Raw genomic sequence first — 17,118 nt, forward strand, 5'->3', positions numbered from 1 at the left:
TCAGTCGGAGGCGCGGGCGTCGGCCGGGCGGCGGCGGGCGCCGTCGTCGGCGATGATCACGGTCGCTACCATCAGCGCCACCACCAGGCTGAACAGCCAGGAGCTGTCGTCGGTGAACCGGGCCGAGACCGGAGCCTGGATCGCGGCGAGCAGGAAGCCCAGCCAGGCGAGCTTGCGCTGACGGTTGGAGAGAAAACCGGAGCCCTGTTGCATCCCGAAAGTCTTGCGCGCATCGAGGTGAGTGCCGTCAGCCGTTCGGCCGATTCTGGATGGGCTGTCCGTTTTCCCGACCGTCCGTACCGCACTTTATGTCGCTTCGGCCGAGCATGAATCCGGCGGCTGCGGGCACCGGCACGGGTGCCCGCAGTCACCCGGGGATCACATGCTGTCGGGGCCGGTCCGCCCGATCGTCGACGGCCGGTAGGCCCGGTCCGCATCGGTCATCTCACGCCGCTCGGCCTCCGGGCCGGCACCCCGGTCCACCGCCTCCGGGCCGTGGCCGAACGCGGCCTCCTCGCCGGCGTCGTTGGCGGTGACGTCGTCGCCCTGGCCGTCCGTGGCCGACCGGGCGATGGCCTGGTCCAGCTCGTGCAGGGGAGTGCGGTCCTCGTCGCGCCACACGTGGCGGTCGTTGTCGGTCATTACCCTGCGGTACCCGGACCGGATGATCGCAAACGGCCGGGCACGGCGATGGCCGCCGGCGGTGCCGGCGGCCATCGGAGACTCGGTACGGGGAAGGGTGCTCAGGGGGTGGGGCGGTCGACGGCGCCGCGCCAGGCGCCCGTCTCCTGACCGCGCCGCTCGATGAACTGCTTGAACCGCTCCAGGTCGCCCTTGGCGCGCCGGTCGACCACGCCCAGCTTGTCGCCGGCCTGCTCGACCACGCCGTGCGGCTCGAACTCCATCTGGAGCGTGACCCGGGTGTGCCCCTCGTCGAGGCGGTGGAAGGTCACCACGCCCGCCTGCTGGGTGCCCCCGGTGGAGCGCCAGGCCACCCGCTCGTCCGGCAACTGCTCGGTGATCTCGGCGTCGAACTCGCGCTTCACGCCCGCGATCTCGACCGTCCAGTGGGTCATCCTGTCCGAGAGCTGCCGGACCTCCTGCACACCCTCCATGAAGTGCGGGAACTCCTCGAACTGGGTCCACTGGTCGTACGCGGTCCGGATCGGGACCTTCACGTCCACATGCTCGGTAACGCCACTCATGTCGGGGTTCCTCCTGTTCCGCCGGTGTCTCGTCGCGGGCCGTGGGCCGGCCCGCTCACCAGCGCGTCGTCTCGTTCCGGTGCCCGAGTGCGGCCCACACCTCGGAGATCGTCTGGTAGGTGGTGCCCTCGGGCAGGGTCTCCAGGGCGGCGACGATGTCCGTCGGCGCCTCGTTCTCCAGCGCGTTGGCAAGCAGCGCCTCCCGGTCGCCGGGCAGGGCGGTCATCGTGATGAACCGCCCCAGGCGGCTGCGCGCCTCGACGTCCTCGGAGTTCATGCCCTGCGGCGCGCCGCTGCGCAGCTCCCCGGCCGGCGCCGTGGTGGCCTCCGGCTGGTCCTCGCCGGCCGGCTCGGGGATCCGGAACTCCTCGGCCCGGGAACCGCCGGTGCCGGCGCTCTGGACGAGACCGCTGACCTCACTGCTCATCTGGTCGTCGACCCTGGGCGAGTGCTTGCTGCTGCCACGTTCCATGCCTTGGGAGATGCCCCCGAGGGCCGCCGGTAAACCGGCGCCGGCCGGGGGAGCCGGTCATCCGGGCGGCAACCGGTCGGCGGTCTTCTCGCTGTCCGCGTTCTCCTTGTCCTCGTCGGCCGGGGCGCGCGGCGGCAGCACCGGGTCGTCCGGCTCCTCGATCCCGGCCTGCATCGCCCGCCCGCGCTGCAGCTCCGCGTTCACCTGCACGCCGAGCATCAACGCGCAGTTGGACAGGTAGAGCCACACCAGGAACGCGATGACCGCGCCGAGACTGCCGTACGTGACGTCGTACGAGCCGAAGTTGGCCACGTACAGGCCGAAGCCGAAGGAGGCGAGCACCCAGGCCACGAGCGCCAGCGCGCCACCCGGGGTGAGCCAGCGGAACCGCGGCTGGCGGACGTTCGGCGCGATCCAGAACAGCAGCGACAGCAAGGTCATCGCGACCACCGCGAGCAGCGGCCACTTCGCCACCGACCACGTGGTCCGGGCCACCGCCCCGGCGTGCAGCAGGTCACCCACCGCGTCGGTGACCGGGCCGCTGACGATCAGCCCGGTGGCCACCACCGCCAGCAGCACGATCGTCACCGCGGCCATGCCGATCTGCAACGGGCGCAGCCGGTAGAACGGCCGCCCCTCCCGCACCCCGTAGATCGCGTTCGAGGCCCGGGTGAACGCGCCGATGAACCCGGACGCGGACCAGAGCGCGCCGAGCAGGCCGAAGCTCAGCAGCACCTTCGCCGAGCCCTGCTGTTCGACCACGTTGCGCACCACACCGACGAACGCGTCGTTGCCGACCACCGAGCCGGCGCCGATCTCCCGGGCCAGGTCGATCACGGTGTCGACGGTGCGGGGCCCGTCGGAGACCAGTCCGACCAGCGCCACCACCACGATCGTGGACGGGAACAGCGCCAGCACCCCGTAGTAGGTGAGCGCCGCCGCCCAGTCCGCGCAGTTGTCAGTGACGAAACCCTTGCCGCTGCGCATCAGCACGCCGCGCCAGGTGCGCCAGTTGAGCTGGCGGATCCGCCGGGGGAAGCGGGATCGCGTCCGGCCGCCGACCGTCTGTGGTGTGGTCACGGTCATGTCCGCCTCCTCCAGGCCCCGCCACCGGGCGTGGGCGGGCGGTACCCGCCGGTGGAAATCGACAAACCGGGTGCCGGTTTGCCCGCCGGGCGGGAGGGAACCACACCAGACAGCCGATCGATACTCCAGGAGGACGAGATGCCCGGGCGCGAGGTACTGCCCAGCACGCTGCGGCGCTCGCCGGCGAAGGCGCAGCGGACCTGGGAGAAGACGCACGACTCGGCGGTCGAGACCTACGGCGAGGGGGAGCGGGCGCACCGCACCGCCTTCGCCGCGGTCAAGCACGAGTTCGAGAAGGTGGGCGACCACTGGGAGCCCAAGGGCCGCAAGGGCCCCAGCGACAAGCAGGCCGAGGGCGGCGGCCCGGCCCGGCGCGCGCCGACGGCCGGCGGGGTGGACGCCAACGCCACCAAGGACCACCTCATGGAGGTGGCGAAGAAACTGGACGTGCGCGGCCGGTCCCGGATGACGAAGCCGGAACTGGTCAACGCCATCGAGAAGGCCAACAACAACGCGACCCGCAAGGCCCGCGGGGGTCGCTGACCCCTTCGGGTACGCGTCGAGCCCGGGACCGCCTCGGTCCCGGGCTCATTCGTGCCGTCTCACCAGTGGCCGCCGCCCGGCGCCTCCAGGTGCACCGCCTTGACGGTGCTGAACTCGTCCAGCAGCTCCGGGCCGTACCCGAAGCCCTGGCCGCTGCCCCGGCGCGGCTGGGCCGCGCCGCCCGGCGCCCCGCCGAACACCGAATTGATCTTCACGGTGCCGACCGGCAGCTCCCGCCAGGCGCGCTGGGCGTGGCTCATGGAACCGGTCAGGACGGTGGCGGCCAGGCCGTACGGCGAGTCGGCCGCGCAGCGCAGGCCCTCGCTGAACGAGTCGACCACCACCACGGGGGCGACCGGCCCGAACGTCTCCTCCCGGACCAGCGCCATGTCGTGGCGGCAGCCCTCGACCACGGTGGCCGGATAGAACGCGCCGGGGCCGTCGGGCAGCACGCCGCCGGCGCGTACCCGGGCCCCGTCCGCCAGCGCCGCGGTGACCTGCCCGTGCACGTGGTCCCGGTGCCGCCTGTCGACAAGCGGCGCGAGCTGCGTGCCCGGATCGCGGCCGGGGCCCACGGTCAGGGCCTCGGCGCGTGCCACGAGCGCGTCGGTGAAGCCCTCGGCGACGTCGCGGTGCACGTAGATCCGCTCCACCGCCACGCAGATCTGCCCGGCGTTGGCGAAACAACCGAGCGCCGCCTGCTCGGCCGCCCAGACCGGGTCGACGTCCGCGTCCACCACCAGCGGATCGCTCCCGCCGTTCTCCAGCAGCACCTTCGCGCCGGTCCGCGCGCCCGCGACGGCGATCGCCCGGCCGGTGGCGGTGGAGCCCACGTGGGCGATCACGTCCAGTTCCTGCCCGGCCAGCGCGGCGCCGACCTCGCCGCCGCCGGTGAGCAGCGACAGCACCCCGGCCGGCAACGCCGAGTCCAGCGCGCGGGCCAGCAGCCACCCGGTGGCGGGGGTCCGCTCGCTCGGCTTGTAGACCACCACGTTGCCGGTGACCAGGGCCGCGCCGAGCAGGCCGCAGGACACCGCCACCGGGTCGTTCCACGGGGTGATCGCGGCGACCACGCCGCGCGGCTCGGGAGCCATGAAGTCCAGTGCGTCGTGCGCGCCGTGCAGGGTCCGGCCGCCGCGTACCGGGGCGAGTTCGGCGTACTGTCGCAGCGTGCCGATGCCCGCCGCCACCCCGCCCCGCGCGTCATCGAGGGGCTTGCCCATCTCCGCCGTGGTCGCGTCGGCCAGTTCCCCGGCCGCCGCCTCGACCGCGTCCGCCGCCCGGTGCAGCGCCGCGGCCCGTTCCGCGGGGGCGGTCGCCGCCCACTCCGCCGCCACGCCCCGGGCCGCCTCCACCGCCTTGGCCACCTCGTCGGCGGTGGCGACCGGCGCCCGGGTCACCGGCGACCCGTCCGCCGGATCGTGGACGACCAGCTCACCGCCCTCGCCGCCGGCGCCCCACACTCCACCAATGAGCTGCGCAACCGTGTACATGCGGCCGTGCTTGCCCCGGCATGGGCAGGGCAAACGCGTTTCGCCCGGTGACCGGCCGGGTAGGCGGATCCGATGACCTCCACCGCGGACGCCGTCGTCATCGGAGCCGGGCACAACGGACTGGTGGCCGCGAACCTGCTGGTGGACGCCGGATGGGACGTCGAGGTCCTGGAGGCCACCGAGGCGCCCGGCGGGGCCGTCCGCTCCGCGTACGTGACAGCGCCCGGTTATCTCAGCGACCTCTACAGCTCGTTCTATCCGCTCGGCTACGCCTCCCCGGTGCTCGACGGGCTGGGCCTGGAACAGCACGGCCTGTCCTGGACGCACGCGCCGGACGTGCTGGCGCACCTGCTCCCGGACGGCCGGGCCGCCGTGGTCAACCGCGACCTGGACACCACCGCCGCGTCGCTGGAGGCGTTCGCCCCCGGCGACGGGGAGCGCTGGCGACACGCGTACGCCGACTGGCGTCGGGTGGCCGAGCCGATGCTGCAGGCCATCACCACCCCGTTCCCCCCGGTGCGCGGTGGTCTGGGCCTGCTGCGGCAGCTCCGCGTCGGCGGCGCGCTGCGGCTGGCCCGACGCCTCGTGCTCCCGGTCCGCAAGCTGGGTGCCGAGCTGTTCGAGGGCGAGGGCGGTCCGGTCCTGCTGGCCGGCTGCGCCCTGCACACCGACCTGTCCCCGGAGGATGCCGGCTCCGGGGTGTACGGCTGGCTGCTCGCCATGCTCGGCCAGCAGGTGGGCTGGCCGGTGCCGGTCGGCGGCGCCCAGCGGATCACCGACGCGCTGGTGGCGCGGCTGGTCGAGCGGGGCGGCCGGATCACGTACGGCGCCCGGGTCGAGCGGGTGCTCACCGCCCGGGGCCGGGCGATGGGCGTGCGCACCGCCGGCGGCGCCAACTGGCGGGCCCGGCGCGCGGTGCTCGCCGACGTGCCGGCCCCGGCGCTCTTCCTCGACCTGGTCGGCGCGGCGGCGCTGCCGCCCCGGATGGTCGAGGATCTGGCGCACTTCAAGTGGGACGGCTCCACGCTCAAGGTCGACTGGGCGTTGTCCGCGCCGGTGCCGTGGAAGAACCGCGACCTGGCCGGTGCCGGCACCGTGCACCTGGGCGCCGACATGGACGGCCTGACCACGTACGCGGCCGAGCTGGCCCGCGGCGAGATGCCCCGGGATCCGTTCCTGCTGGTGGGGCAGATGTCGGTGGCCGACCCGAGCCACTCACCGCCCGGCACCGAGTCGCTCTGGTCCTACACCCACCTGCCGTTCCGCCGGGACTGGCGCGCCGAGGAGGTGGCCGGGCACGTGGAGCGGATGGAAGAGACGCTGGAGGCGGCGGCACCCGGGTTCCGGGCGTCCGTCGTCGGGCGGCACGTGGCCGGCCCGGCCGACCTGGAGGCCGCCGAACCGAGCCTGGTCGGGGGCGCGCTGGGCGGCGGCACGGCCGCGGCGTACCAGCAGTTGTTCCTGCGGCCGATCCCCGGCCTGGGCCGGGCCGACACCCCGGTGGACCGGCTCTACCTGGCCAGTGCCTCCGCCCACCCCGGCGGCGGCGTGCACGGCGCGCCGGGCGCGAACGCGGCGCGGGCCGCGCTGGCCCGCGACCGGGCAGTCACCGGAGCGGTGTACGCCCGGACGATCGCCGCCGCCCACCGCACCGTCTACCGCTGACCCGGCCGCACCTTCACCGCTGCCGCTGCCGCTGCCGCTGCCGTTGACCGCTTCCCGCGCCACCGGGGGAACACCTGGCAACCTCGTCGACGGAACCGCAGACCGGCGCAGTCTCCCGGCAAACGAGATCGGCAGCCGGGGCCGAGGCGCTCAGCGGCAGCGACCGACCACCACTACGTCGAGTGCGTCACGCTGAGTGGTCGGCAGTGCCTCGACGGGATAACCGCGCCGCCGCCTTTGCTCTGCAGCCTTATATGCATCGGTTACGCATCGTGACCAACGTGCGCTGTGAACGGAACGGCCGCCCGGAAAGCCTCCCTGCTCAGGGCGGTGCTGCGCCGGTGGCGGCAGAGCAAAGGGCGCGGCGGGAGATGTGGCTGAGCGGGCGCGCCCTCACGCGCGGTGACAGTTACGCGGCGTGAGGGCGCGGTGGAACGCGGAAGCGCTCAGGAGTCGAGGTTGCGGTGCCGGCTGCGCAGCTTGAACGGCATCAGCGCGCTCTCGATCTTCGTGGCGGTGGTCATCTTCGAGTCGCCGTCGCGGCGTTCCTCGAAGCGGATCGGCACCTCAAGGATCGTGTGGCCGAGCTTGGTGGCGAGGTAGTGCATCTCCACCTGGAAGCTGTAGCCGTTCGACTGCACCCGGTCCAGCCCGATCGCGCGCAGCGCGTCGGCCCGCCAGATCTTGAAGCCGGCGGTCAGGTCGCGGATGCGTACCCGCAGCAGCGTGTGCACGTACAGGTTGGCCCAGCCGCTGAGCGCGCGCCGGTACAGCGGCCAGTTCTCGTCCAGCTCGCCGCCGGGCACGTAACGCGAGCCGATGACCACCGAGGCCTGGGTGGACAGCAGCGCGCCGAGCATGCCGGGCAGCGCCTCCGGCGGGTGCGACAGGTCGGCGTCCATCTGGGCGACGAAGTCCGCGCCGTCGTCGAGCGCGCGGCCGATGCCGTCCACGTACGCCCGGCCGAGGCCCTCCTTGCCCGGGCGGTGCAGCACCGTCACCCGGTCCGGGTGCTCGATGGCCAGCTTGTCGGCGACCTCACCGGTGCCGTCCGGGGAGTTGTCGTCCGCGACCAGCACCTTCAGCCCCGGCAGCGGCAGCGCGAGCAGGCGCTCGACCAGCACCGGAAGGTTGCCCGCCTCGTTGTAGGTCGGAACGACGACGGTCAGGCGCGCATCCCCCCACGGGGAGGGTAACTGCACGGGTTCGATCATCACGGACATCCTCGGTCAGCCGACAGGTTCACCTGAGAGGGTAGCCAGTCCCTCGTACGGCAGCCGCACAGACGCCCCGCCGGGCGATCGATCACGGCTCCGGCTTCTGCCGCGTCGCGATGTCGGAGAGCCGGGCCAGCGTCTCCCGGTTGCGCAGGTGCAGCACCAGGTCGTTGAGCTTGGTACGGACCCACCGCAGCGGCCCGGCGGCGAAGTCCTCGCCGATCGTCACCCGGGTCCGGCCGCCCTCCAGCGGCTCCAGGGCGAACGCCACGATCGCCTCCCCGGCCGGCCACAGCCCGGCGCGCAGCACCAGCCGGTGCGGCGCCTCGCATTCCAGCACCGTCGACTTGTCCTGGAGGGAGAACGGCCAGGGCCCGGCCCGGTGGTGCAGGTTGGTGCCGACGCGGGGCCACGCGTCGTCCACGTCCCGCACGTGTGCGGTGCCGACCACCCAGTCGCTGTACGTCCACCCGTCCGCGAGCACCTCGAAGACCTGCTCCGGGGGCGCGTCGATCACCTTCTCCACAACCGCCATCACCGAGCGGTACCCCGCCATGGGCCGTCGCTAACGGCGACAGGGGTTAGCTTCTCCGGGGCGGCGGGTATCGCCGCACCGGGCCGGTCGTGGCAGTCGTGCGCCCCGGCCGTGCGGCACCGGCGGGGCGGCCTGGCGCCGACGTTGACGTTTACTCCTCGGGGCGTCGGGAACCCGCCGCCCGTGCGACGGGACCAGGAGCGGGATCAGTGCAGGTCAGCCCGGGTTGACCCGGGTGCTGACCGGTTCCCGTCCGGCCTGTACGACGCGGTGCTGCTGGACCGCGACGGCACGCTGGTGGAGGACGTGCCGTACAACGGCGATCCGGAGAAGGTACGGCCGGTGCCGGGTGCCCGGGAGGCGCTGGACCGGTTGCGGGCGGCCGGGTTGCGGCTGGCCGTGGTGACCAACCAGTCCGGGCTGGCCCGGGGTCTGTTCACCGAGGCGCAGATGCGTGCCGTGCACGCCCGGATCGAGGAGTTGCTGGGTCCGTTCGACCACTGGGCGATCTGCCCGCACGCGGAAGCCGACGGTTGCGCCTGCCGCAAGCCCGCGCCCGGCCTGGTGCACGAGGCCGCCCGCGCGCTCGGGACGACGCCGACCCGGTGCGTGCTGATCGGTGACATCGGCGCGGACACGGGCGCCGCCGCCGCGGCGGGCGCCGCCGCGATCATGGTCCCCACGCCCGCCACGAGGACCGCCGAGGTGGCCGCCGCGCCGACAGTCGCCGCCGACCTGCCGGACGCGGTGGGCATCGTGCTGGCCCGGATGCGCCTGACGGCCGCGCCGCGGCCCGCGCGCCGGTCGCGCCGGGGCACGGTGCTGGTGGTGCGCAGCGACGCGGCCGGGGACGTGCTCGTGACCGGGCCGGGCATCCGGGCGGTAGCGGCGGGCGCGGAGCGGGTGGTGCTGCTGTGCGGGCCACGCGGCCGTGCCGCCGCCGAACTGCTCCCCGGCGTGGACGAGATCGTCGAGGCGTCGCTGCCGTGGATCGACGCGCCCGCCCCGCCCGTCGACCCCCACGCCGTCCGCGCGCTGACCGACAGGCTGTCGGGGGTACGCGCCGACGAGGCGGTCGTGTTCACCTCCTTCCACCAGTCCGCCCTGCCCCTGGCCCTGCTGCTGCGCCTGGCCGGGATACCCCGCATCAGCGCGATCAGCGACGACTACCCGGGCAGCCTGCTCGACGTGCGCCACCGCGTCCCGCCCGGCGTACCCGAACCCGAACGCGCCCTGTCCCTCGCCGCCGCCGCCGGCTACGCGCTGCCCGACCACGACGAACCGGCACTGCGCATCCGCACCGACCGGCTGCCGCCGCCCGCGGAGGCCGCCGGGCCGCCCGGCTACGTGGTCCTGCACCCGGGATCGTCGGTGGAGACCCGCGCCTGCCCGGAGGAACTGGCCACCCGCGTGGTCCGGGTGCTCGCCGCCGCCGGTCACCGGGTCGTGGTCACCGGAGGGCCGGACGAGCGGGAGCTGACCGCGCGGGTCGCCGCGGCGGGCGGCGTCGACCTGGGCGGGCGGACCGGGCTGGACGAGCTGGCGGCGGTGATCGCCGGGGCCACCGCGCTGGTGGTCGGAAACACCGGCCCGGCGCACCTGGCCGCCGCACTCGGCGTGCCGGTGGTGAGCCTGTTCGCGCCCACCGTCCCGTTCGGGCAGTGGGGGCCGTACCGGGTGCCGACGGTGCGGCTGGGTGACGCGGGCGCGGCGTGCCGGGACACCCGCGCCACCGTCTGCCCGGTCCCCGGGCACCCCTGCCTGTCGGCGGTCGAGCCGGGACGGGTGCTGGAGGCGCTGCGGCTGCTCGGCGTGCCGGCGCCGGTGGCGGGCGGGGTGGCCGGATGAACATCCTGCTGTGGCACGTCCACGGGTCGTGGACGACCTCCTTCGTGCACGGCAAGCACCGCTACCTGGTGCCCGTCACCCCTGACCGGGGCCCGTACGGGCTGGGCCGGGCGCGCACCTACCAGTGGCCGGACAACGCCGTCGAGATCGCCCCGGAAGACCTGCGCGACGCCGACGTGGACCTGGTGATCCTGCAACGCCCGGAGGAACTCGACCTGGCCACCGAGTGGCTCGGCCGCCGGCCCGGCCGCGACCTGCCCGCGATCTACGTCGAGCACAACACCCCGAAAGGCGACGTGCCGAACACCCGGCACCCGATGGCCGACCGGGACGACCTGCTGCTCACCCACGTCACCGCGTTCAACGAGCTGTTCTGGGACAACGGCGCCACCCGCACCACAGTGGTCGACCACGGCGTCGTAACACCGGCCGTCGAGTGGACCGGCGAACTCGACCGCCTCGCCGTGGTCATCAACGAGCCGGTACGCCGCTGGCGGGTGACCGGCACGGACCTGCTCGCCCGCTTCGCCGCGCTGGCGCCACTCGACGTCTACGGGATGAAGGTGGACGGTCTCGCCGCCCACCTCGGCCTGCCGGCGGACCGGCTGACCAGCCACGACGACGTACCTCAGCACGCGATGCACGCCGAACTCGCCAAACGGCGCGCGTACCTGCACCTGTGCCGCTGGACCTCACTCGGCCTCAGCCTCATCGAGGCCATGACCATGGGCATGCCCGTGGTGGCACTGGCCACCACCGAGGCGGTGGAGGCGGTGCCACCCGCCGCGGGCGCGCTGTCCACCCGCGTCGACACGCTCGTCGACGCCGCCCGTGGCCTGCTGGACGACCCGGAGTCCGCCCGCCGGGCGGGCGCCGTGGCCCGGGCCGCCGCCCGGGACCGCTACGGCCTGGAGCGATTCCTCGCCGACTGGGACCGGCTGCTGGAGGAGGAAGTATGCGCATCGCGATGATCTCGGAGCATGCCAGCCCGCTCGCCGTCCTCGGCGGGGAGGACGCCGGTGGCCAGAACACGCATGTCGCGGAGCTCTCCGCCGCGCTCACGGCGGCCGGTCACGACGTACGCGTCTACACCCGGCTCGACGCGGTGGACCTCCCGGTGAGCGTCCGCACCCCGGACGGGTACGAGGTGGTGCACGTACCGGCCGGGCCGGCCGAGCCGGTGGCCAAGGACGACCTGCTGCCGTACATGCCGGCGTTCGGGCAGTGGCTGGCCGACCGGTGGCGCACCGGCGACTGGCAGCCCGAGGTGGTGCACGCGCACTTCTGGATGAGCGGGCTGGCCGGTCTCGCCGCGGCCCGCCGGGCGGGCGTGCCGGTGGTGCAGACGTTCCACGCGCTCGGCACCGTCAAGCGCCGCCACCAGGGCGTGCAGGACACCAGCCCGCCGGGCCGGGTCGAGCACGAGCGGAGGCTGGGCCGCTCGGTGGACCGGGTGGTCGCCCAGTGCCAGGACGAGGTCGCCGAACTGGTCCGGATGGGCGTGCCCCGGACGCGGATGACAGTTGTGCCGTCGGGGGTGAACCTGACGACGTTCTCCCCGCTCGGCCCGGTCGCCGACCGCGGCGGCGACCGGGCCCGCATCCTCACCGTCGGCCGGCTGGTCGAGCGCAAGGGCTTCCAGGACGTCATCCGGGCCGTCGCCGAGGTGCCCGACGCCGAGTGCGTGGTGGTCGGCGGGCCGCCGGCCGGACTGCTGGAGACCGACCCGTACGCGTTGCGCCTGCGCGCGCTGGCCCGCTCCCTGGGCGTCGCCGACCGGGTACGCCTGGTCGGCGCGGTGCCCCGGGAGGAGATGGGCCGCTGGTACCGGTCGGCCGACGTGCTCGTCGCCGCACCCTGGTACGAACCGTTCGGGCTCACCCCACTGGAGGCGATGGCCTGCGGCGTACCGGTGGTCGCGACGGCTGTCGGCGGGCTGATCGACACGGTGGTGGCCGGACGCACCGGCGACCTGGTGCCGCCCCGGGAGCCGGCGGCCCTCGGCGCGGCCCTGCGCGGCCTGCTCGGCGACCGGATCCGCCGCTTCGCCTACGCCACCGCCGCGCTGGAGCGGGCCCGCACCCGCTACTCCTGGGCCACCACCGCGGACCGCCTCACCGAGCTGTACGGCGAGGTGGCCACCGTGCGCCGCCCGACCCGGGTGGTCGCCTGATGACGCCCGCCACGCCGGCCGCCGGCGCGACGGTGCTCGAGGACCACCTGAGCCGGCTGGCCGCCGCGCTGCTGCCCCTGCGGGAGGCCGAACACATGCTGGCCCGCTGGGGTGCGGAGCTGGCGCGGGGGCTCGCCGCCGGTGGCCGGCTGCTGGTGGCCGGCAACGGGGGCAGCGCCGCCGAAGCCCAGCACCTCACCGCCGAACTCGTCGGCAAACTCCACCACGACCGCCAACCCCTCTCCGCCATCGCCCTGCACGCCGAAACCAGTGCCCTCACCGCCATCGCCAACGACTACGGATACGACGAAACCTTCGCCCGGCAGGTCCGCGCCCACGGCCGACCCCACGACCACCTCCTCCTCATGACCACCAGCGGCACCAGCGCCAACCTCCTCACCGCCGCCCACGCCGCCCACCAGACCGGCCTACGCACCTGGGCCTTCACCGGACCCGCACCCAACCCCCTCGCCGACCTCTGCCACGAGCACCTGGCGATCGACTCGGCGGACGGGCAGGTGGTGCAGGAACTGCACCTGGTGGCCTCGCACGTGCTCTGCGAGTACGTCGAACTGGCGCTGCCCGCCGCGCTCGCCCCGCAGACTCCGGCCGGGCCGGTACGCGCCGGTGTCGAGGTCGTCGTCGGCGAGCCGGATCCGACGGCGCCGGTCGGCCGGGGAGGTACGGCATGAGGGGACCGGTGGTGGTACTCGGTGACACGCTGCTGGACCGCGACGTCGAAGGTCTGGTGAACCGGCTCTGCCCGGACTCCCCGGTGCCGGTGCTGGACGAGACCGTGTCCCTCGACCGGCCCGGTGGCGCCGGGCTGGCCGCCGTCTTCGCCGCCGCGCAGGGCGCCGAGGTCGCGCTGGTCACCGCCGTCGCCGACGACGCGGGCGGCGCCCGGCTGGGCACGTTGCTCGCCGCCGCCGGGGTGCGGTTGTACGCGCTTCCGCTGGCCGGCGCCACCCCGGAGAAGATCCGGTTGCGGGCGCGCGGCCGGGTGCTGCTGCGCCACGACCGGGGCGGGACCGCCGGTGCGCCGGGCCAGCCGAGCGACGCCGTGCTGCGGCTGCTCGCCGACGCGTCCGCCGTGCTGGTGAGCGACTACGGCCGGGGCGTGGCGGGGCATCCGGCGCTGCGCGCCGCGCTGACCGCGACCCGGGCGCCGGTGGTCTGGGATCCGCACCCGCGAGGGCCGGCTGCCGTACCGGGGGTGCACCTGGCCACCCCGAACGAGCCGGAGGCCCGCGACCTGGCCAAGACGCCGCCGGGCGGCTCCCGCCTGGCCGTCGCGTCCCGCAGCGCCCACACGCTGCGCCGCCGCTGGCAGGCGCGCGCGGTGGCGGTGACGCTCGGCGGGGACGGCGCGCTGCTCAGCCACGCCGGCGCCACGCCCCTCGTGGTGCCGGCGCCGCCCGCCGAGGGGGACACCTGCGGGGCCGGCGACCGGTTCGCGTCCACCGCGACGCTGGCCCTGGCCCGGGGCGCGCTGGTGTCCGAGGCGGTGCAGGAGGCGGTCGCCGAGGCGTCCGCGTACGTGGCCGCGGGTGGGGTGGCCACCGCGCTGCCCGCACCGGTGCGGGCGGTGGCCCCCGCCGTGGTCACCGGCGGCGGGGACCGCATCGGCGCTGGCGCGGCCGGCGAGGTGGTGGCCCGGGTACGCGCGGCCGGCGGCACCGTGGTGGCCACCGGCGGCTGCTTCGACCTGCTGCACGCCGGGCACGTAGCGACGCTCCAGGCGGCCCGGCAGCTCGGCGACTGCCTGGTGGTCTGCCTCAACTCCGACGCCAGCGTGGCCGGGCTCAAGGGGCCGGAACGTCCGGTCGTGCCGCAGGGCGACCGGGGGCGGCTGCTCGCCGCGCTCGGCTGCGTCGACGCGGTGCTGATCTTCGACGAGCCGACTCCGGAGGCGACGCTGTCCTGGTTGCGCCCGGACATCTGGGTCAAGGGCGGCGACTACGCCAGCGGCGGCGGGCCGGAGACGCTGCCCGAGACGGAGATCCTGGCCCGCTGGGGCGGCCACACGGTGGTCGTGCCGTACCTGGACGGGCGCTCCACCACCGACATGATCGCGGCGGCGCGGGCCGGGCGCGGCAGCGGCGGCTGGCCGGTCGACGCGGCCGAGGCCGTCACGCGGGTCCGGTCCACGGCGAAGGGAGCACGATGAACGAGCGACGCATCCGACCCGGCACGGCCGCTCCCGCCGGCCCGACGGTGGCGGCGTGAGCACCGGCGCGCCCGGCGCCGGGCCGACCGTCCTGGTCACCGGCGGTTCCAGTGGGCTCGGGGCGGCGGTGGTCGCCGCGGTGGCCCGCGCCGGTGGTCGCCCGCTGGTGCTGGACCGGCAGCGGCCCGCCGACGGGGTGCCCTGGGCCGAGTGCGACCTGGCCGACACCCGGGCCGCCGAGGCCGCCACCCGCGACCTCGCGGAACGCTCCGGCGGGCTGGACGCCGTGGTCACCGCCGCCGGGATGGACGTGCCCGGGAAGCTCGCCGACATCCCGGCCGAGACCTGGGAACGGATCGTCACCGTCGACCTGCTCGCCACCGCCGCGGTGATCCGGGCCGCCCTGCCCTGGCTGGAGGCCTCCCGGGGCAGCATCGTCACCGTCGCCTCCACGCTCGGCGTGAAGGCGGTCAGCGACGCGACGGCGTACTGCGCGGCGAAGTTCGGGGTGGTCGGGTTCACCCGGGCGCTCGCCGCCGAACTCGCCGGAGCGGTCGGCGTGACGCTGCTGATCCCGGGCGGGATGCGGACCGCGTTCTTCGACGAGCGGGACGCGCAGTACCGCCCCGGCCCGGACGCGGTGCTCAACGAGCCGGCCGACACCGCCGCCGCGGTCATGTTCGCGCTGTCCCAGCCGGCCGGCTGCGCGGTACGCGAGATGGTCGTCTGCGCCGCGCGGGAGTCCTCGTACCCGTGATCCTGGTGCTGCGGGCGCTCGGGGTCGGCGACCTGGCCACCGCCGTGCCGGCGCTGCGCGGTCTGCGCGCCGGCCTGCCGGGCCGGGAGCTGGTGCTCGCCGGGCCGGCCTGGCTGGCGCCGCTGGCGGAGCTGACCGGGGCGGTCGACCGGGTGCTGCCCACCACCGGGCCGGACCGGATCGGGTGGACCGGACCGCCGCCGGAGGTGGCTGTCAACCTGCACGGCCGGGGACCGCAGTCGCACCGGGCGCTGGCCGCCGTCCGCCCCGGCCGCGTGCTGGCCTACCGCAACCCGGGCGCCGGGCACCCGGACGGCCCGGCCTGGGACGACGACGAGCACGAGGTCCGCCGCTGGTGCCGGCTGCTGCACGCGTACGGGCTGCCGGCCGACCCGGGGGACCTGGCGCTGCGGCGTCCGGCGGCGGCCGGCGTGCCGGCCGGGGTGACGCTGCTGCACCCGGGCGGCAAGATCCCGGCGAAGCGCTGGCCGGCGGACCGGTTCGCCGGGCTGGCCCGGGAACTGGCCGCGCGCGGGCACCGGGTGGCGGTGACCGGCTCGCCGGACGAGCGGGCGCTGGCCGAGCGGGTCGCCCGCGACGCCGGGCTGCCGCCGCAGGCGGTGCTGGCCGGGCGGACCGGACTGGCCGAGATGGCCGCGCTCGTCGCGGGCGCGCGGCTGGTGGTCAGCGGGGACACCGGCGTGGCGCACCTCGCCACCGGCTACGGCACCGCCTCGGTGGTGCTGTTCGGCCCGGTGCCGGCGGCACACTGGGGTCCACCGCCGGACCGCCCCCGCCACCGGGCGCTGGGTGCGATCGAGCCTGCGCCCGTCAACCGGGATTCGACCGGGTCGGGCGGGGTAGGAACCCACCCGACATTGGATGCCATCGGGATCGACGAGGTGGTGGCCGCGGTGGCCGACGTGGAACGGGTATCCGGTGCGGTTGCGGCGTAGCGATCCGGGCCGGCCGGGGTACGCCCGTCGGCGGCGTGGCAAGGGCTGGCTGTTCCTCGACCCGGCCGGCGAGCCGGTGCGCGACGCCGAGGAACTGGTACGGCTGCGCGAGCTGGTGATCCCGCCCGCCTGGCGGAACGTGTGGATCTCGCCGTACCCGAACGGCCACATCCAGGCCACCGGGATCGACGCGGCGGGCCGCAAGCAGTACCTCTACCACCCGGGCTGGCGGCGCAAGCGCGACGAGGCCAAGTTCGACCACGTGCTGGAGGTCGCGCACCGGCTGCCGGCGCTGCGCGACCGGGTGACGCAGGACCTGGCGCTGCGCGGCCTGCGCCGGGAACGGGTGCTGGCGACTGTCGCCCGGCTGCTGGACATGGGCGCGTTCCGGGTCGGCAGCGACCAGTACGCCACCGGTGACGACCCCACGTTCGGGGTGGCCACGCTGCGGCCCGAGCACGCCCGTTCCCGGGGCGGCTGCGTGGTGTTCGAGTTCCCGGCCAAGGGCGGGATCGAGCAGGTCCGCCGGATCGAGGACGCGGAACTGTGCCAGGTGCTGCTCAACCTGCGCCGGCGGCGGCGGGCGCAGGAGCGGCTGTTCGGGTACTGGGACGGCCGGGCCTGGCGCGACGTGCGCAGCGACGAGGTGAACGACTACCTGCGCGACGCCAGCGGCGGCGAGATGACCGCGAAGGACTTCCGCACCTGGCACGCGACGGTGCTGGCCGCCGCCGAACTGGCCACCGTGGGCCCGCAGCGCTCCGCCACCGCCCGCAAGCGCGCCGTGGCGGCGGTGATGCGTTCGGTGGCCGAACTGCTCGGCAACACCCCGACGGTGGCCCGGACCTCATACGTGGACCCGCGCGTGGTCGACCTCTACCACGACGGGGTGCTGGCGCCGGTACGGCCGGAGATGCCGCGCGAGGCGGTGGAGAAGTCGGTGCTGGCGCTGCTGGAGGAGGAGGCCGGCTGAGTGCCGACCGGCCCCGCCGGTCCTG

Annotated in this window: 18 protein-coding genes; 10 read left to right on the forward strand and 8 right to left on the reverse strand. The window is 75.1% G+C overall.

Annotated elements, in window-relative coordinates; all coding sequences use genetic code 11:
- From AB0D28_RS18085 to AB0D28_RS18105, 5 genes are all read right to left on the reverse strand, one after another.
- Positions 1 to 213, reverse strand: coding sequence for a hypothetical protein (locus AB0D28_RS18085; RefSeq protein WP_357387036.1), 213 nt, complete (start codon positions 211 to 213; stop codon positions 1 to 3).
- Positions 214 to 378: 165 nt separating this feature from the next.
- Positions 379 to 642: a hypothetical protein gene (locus AB0D28_RS18090; RefSeq protein WP_030270328.1), complete on the reverse strand. Its 264-nt coding sequence runs from the start codon at positions 640 to 642 to the stop codon at positions 379 to 381.
- A gap of 101 nt (positions 643 to 743) precedes the next feature.
- Entirely contained in the window at positions 744 to 1,205 is a 462-nt protein-coding gene (locus AB0D28_RS18095; RefSeq protein WP_357387038.1) for an SRPBCC family protein, read from the reverse strand.
- Positions 1,206 to 1,260: 55 nt separating this feature from the next.
- Positions 1,261 to 1,677 (reverse strand): DUF2795 domain-containing protein, encoded by a 417-nt coding sequence (locus AB0D28_RS18100; protein ID WP_357387040.1) that lies wholly within the window; start codon positions 1,675 to 1,677, stop codon positions 1,261 to 1,263.
- Between the two features lie 57 nt (positions 1,678 to 1,734).
- On the reverse strand, positions 1,735 to 2,763 hold the full coding sequence (locus tag AB0D28_RS18105) for a YihY/virulence factor BrkB family protein (protein WP_357387042.1): 1,029 nt from the start codon (positions 2,761 to 2,763) through the stop codon (positions 1,735 to 1,737).
- A 138-nt stretch (positions 2,764 to 2,901) separates the two neighbouring features.
- Here AB0D28_RS18105 and AB0D28_RS18110 point away from each other — a divergent pair, with 138 nt between their 5' ends.
- Positions 2,902 to 3,306 carry a ChaB family protein gene (locus AB0D28_RS18110; RefSeq protein WP_357387044.1) on the forward strand — a complete coding sequence of 135 codons (405 nt, stop codon included), beginning with the start codon at positions 2,902 to 2,904 and terminating at the stop codon, positions 3,304 to 3,306.
- A 59-nt stretch (positions 3,307 to 3,365) separates the two neighbouring features.
- Here the strand turns inward: AB0D28_RS18110 and AB0D28_RS18115 are convergent, their stop codons facing one another.
- Positions 3,366 to 4,799: an aldehyde dehydrogenase family protein gene (locus AB0D28_RS18115; protein ID WP_357387046.1), complete on the reverse strand. Its 1,434-nt coding sequence runs from the start codon at positions 4,797 to 4,799 to the stop codon at positions 3,366 to 3,368.
- Positions 4,800 to 4,871: 72 nt separating this feature from the next.
- On the opposite strand from AB0D28_RS18115, the gene AB0D28_RS18120 reads away from it, so the two are divergent.
- Positions 4,872 to 6,464, forward strand: coding sequence for an NAD(P)/FAD-dependent oxidoreductase (locus tag AB0D28_RS18120; RefSeq protein WP_357387048.1), 1,593 nt, complete (start codon positions 4,872 to 4,874; stop codon positions 6,462 to 6,464).
- A gap of 446 nt (positions 6,465 to 6,910) precedes the next feature.
- Here AB0D28_RS18120 and AB0D28_RS18125 read toward each other — a convergent pair whose 3' ends face one another.
- A complete protein-coding gene (locus tag AB0D28_RS18125; RefSeq protein ID WP_013285395.1) occupies positions 6,911 to 7,678 on the reverse strand; it encodes a polyprenol monophosphomannose synthase in 768 nt (255 codons plus the stop codon).
- A 91-nt stretch (positions 7,679 to 7,769) separates the two neighbouring features.
- Positions 7,770 to 8,216: an SRPBCC family protein gene (locus AB0D28_RS18130; protein ID WP_357387146.1), complete on the reverse strand. Its 447-nt coding sequence runs from the start codon at positions 8,214 to 8,216 to the stop codon at positions 7,770 to 7,772.
- A 258-nt stretch (positions 8,217 to 8,474) separates the two neighbouring features.
- Here AB0D28_RS18130 and AB0D28_RS18135 point away from each other — a divergent pair, with 258 nt between their 5' ends.
- Genes AB0D28_RS18135 through AB0D28_RS18170 form a run of 8 tightly spaced genes read left to right on the forward strand, consistent with a single transcriptional unit; the run spans position 8,475 to position 17,093 of the window.
- A complete protein-coding gene (locus AB0D28_RS18135; protein WP_357387148.1) occupies positions 8,475 to 10,064 on the forward strand; it encodes an HAD-IIIA family hydrolase in 1,590 nt (529 codons plus the stop codon).
- On the forward strand, positions 10,061 to 11,035 hold the full coding sequence (locus tag AB0D28_RS18140) for a glycosyltransferase (protein WP_357387050.1): 975 nt from the start codon (positions 10,061 to 10,063) through the stop codon (positions 11,033 to 11,035). Before AB0D28_RS18135 ends, AB0D28_RS18140 begins: the two co-directional genes overlap by 4 nt.
- Positions 11,020 to 12,237, forward strand: a complete 1,218-nt coding sequence (locus AB0D28_RS18145) for a glycosyltransferase (RefSeq protein ID WP_357387052.1) — start codon at positions 11,020 to 11,022, stop codon at positions 12,235 to 12,237. The genes AB0D28_RS18140 and AB0D28_RS18145 overlap by 16 nt, the downstream gene beginning before the upstream one ends.
- Positions 12,237 to 12,929, forward strand: a complete 693-nt coding sequence (locus AB0D28_RS18150; protein ID WP_357387054.1) for an SIS domain-containing protein — start codon at positions 12,237 to 12,239, stop codon at positions 12,927 to 12,929. Before AB0D28_RS18145 ends, AB0D28_RS18150 begins: the two co-directional genes overlap by 1 nt.
- Positions 12,926 to 14,407 carry a PfkB family carbohydrate kinase gene (locus tag AB0D28_RS18155; protein WP_357387056.1) on the forward strand — a complete coding sequence of 494 codons (1,482 nt, stop codon included), beginning with the start codon at positions 12,926 to 12,928 and terminating at the stop codon, positions 14,405 to 14,407. Before AB0D28_RS18150 ends, AB0D28_RS18155 begins: the two co-directional genes overlap by 4 nt.
- Positions 14,408 to 14,462: 55 nt before the next feature.
- Positions 14,463 to 15,164 (forward strand): SDR family oxidoreductase, encoded by a 702-nt coding sequence (locus AB0D28_RS18160; RefSeq protein ID WP_357387058.1) that lies wholly within the window; start codon positions 14,463 to 14,465, stop codon positions 15,162 to 15,164.
- Positions 15,161 to 16,120, forward strand: coding sequence for a glycosyltransferase family 9 protein (locus AB0D28_RS18165; protein WP_357387060.1), 960 nt, complete (start codon positions 15,161 to 15,163; stop codon positions 16,118 to 16,120). Before AB0D28_RS18160 ends, AB0D28_RS18165 begins: the two co-directional genes overlap by 4 nt.
- Positions 16,104 to 17,093, forward strand: coding sequence for a DNA topoisomerase IB (locus AB0D28_RS18170; protein WP_357387062.1), 990 nt, complete (start codon positions 16,104 to 16,106; stop codon positions 17,091 to 17,093). The genes AB0D28_RS18165 and AB0D28_RS18170 overlap by 17 nt, the downstream gene beginning before the upstream one ends.
- Positions 17,094 to 17,118 lie beyond the last annotated feature (25 nt).

The sequence above is a fragment of the Micromonospora sp. NPDC048169 genome, assembly GCF_040652815.1.
Lineage (GTDB): Bacteria > Actinomycetota > Actinomycetes > Mycobacteriales > Micromonosporaceae > Micromonospora.

Bases quoted from the DNA above. Each gene is read 5' to 3' on its own strand.
- AB0D28_RS18085 (WP_357387036.1), bottom strand. From the start codon at position 213: ATGCAACAGGGCTCCGGTTTTCTCTCCAACCGTCAGCGCAAGCTCGCC.
- AB0D28_RS18120 (WP_357387048.1), top strand. From the start codon at position 4,872: ATGACCTCCACCGCGGACGCCGTCGTCATCGGAGCCGGGCACAACGGA.
- AB0D28_RS18150 (WP_357387054.1), top strand. From the start codon at position 12,237: ATGACGCCCGCCACGCCGGCCGCCGGCGCGACGGTGCTCGAGGACCAC.
- AB0D28_RS18130 (WP_357387146.1), bottom strand. From the start codon at position 8,216: ATGGCGGTTGTGGAGAAGGTGATCGACGCGCCCCCGGAGCAGGTCTTC.
- AB0D28_RS18090 (WP_030270328.1), bottom strand. From the start codon at position 642: ATGACCGACAACGACCGCCACGTGTGGCGCGACGAGGACCGCACTCCC.
- AB0D28_RS18140 (WP_357387050.1), top strand. From the start codon at position 10,061: ATGAACATCCTGCTGTGGCACGTCCACGGGTCGTGGACGACCTCCTTC.
- AB0D28_RS18145 (WP_357387052.1), top strand. From the start codon at position 11,020: ATGCGCATCGCGATGATCTCGGAGCATGCCAGCCCGCTCGCCGTCCTC.
- AB0D28_RS18155 (WP_357387056.1), top strand. From the start codon at position 12,926: ATGAGGGGACCGGTGGTGGTACTCGGTGACACGCTGCTGGACCGCGAC.
- AB0D28_RS18100 (WP_357387040.1), bottom strand. From the start codon at position 1,677: ATGGAACGTGGCAGCAGCAAGCACTCGCCCAGGGTCGACGACCAGATG.
- AB0D28_RS18105 (WP_357387042.1), bottom strand. From the start codon at position 2,763: ATGACCGTGACCACACCACAGACGGTCGGCGGCCGGACGCGATCCCGC.
- AB0D28_RS18110 (WP_357387044.1), top strand. From the start codon at position 2,902: ATGCCCGGGCGCGAGGTACTGCCCAGCACGCTGCGGCGCTCGCCGGCG.
- AB0D28_RS18115 (WP_357387046.1), bottom strand. From the start codon at position 4,799: ATGTACACGGTTGCGCAGCTCATTGGTGGAGTGTGGGGCGCCGGCGGC.
- AB0D28_RS18125 (WP_013285395.1), bottom strand. From the start codon at position 7,678: ATGATCGAACCCGTGCAGTTACCCTCCCCGTGGGGGGATGCGCGCCTG.
- AB0D28_RS18095 (WP_357387038.1), bottom strand. From the start codon at position 1,205: ATGAGTGGCGTTACCGAGCATGTGGACGTGAAGGTCCCGATCCGGACC.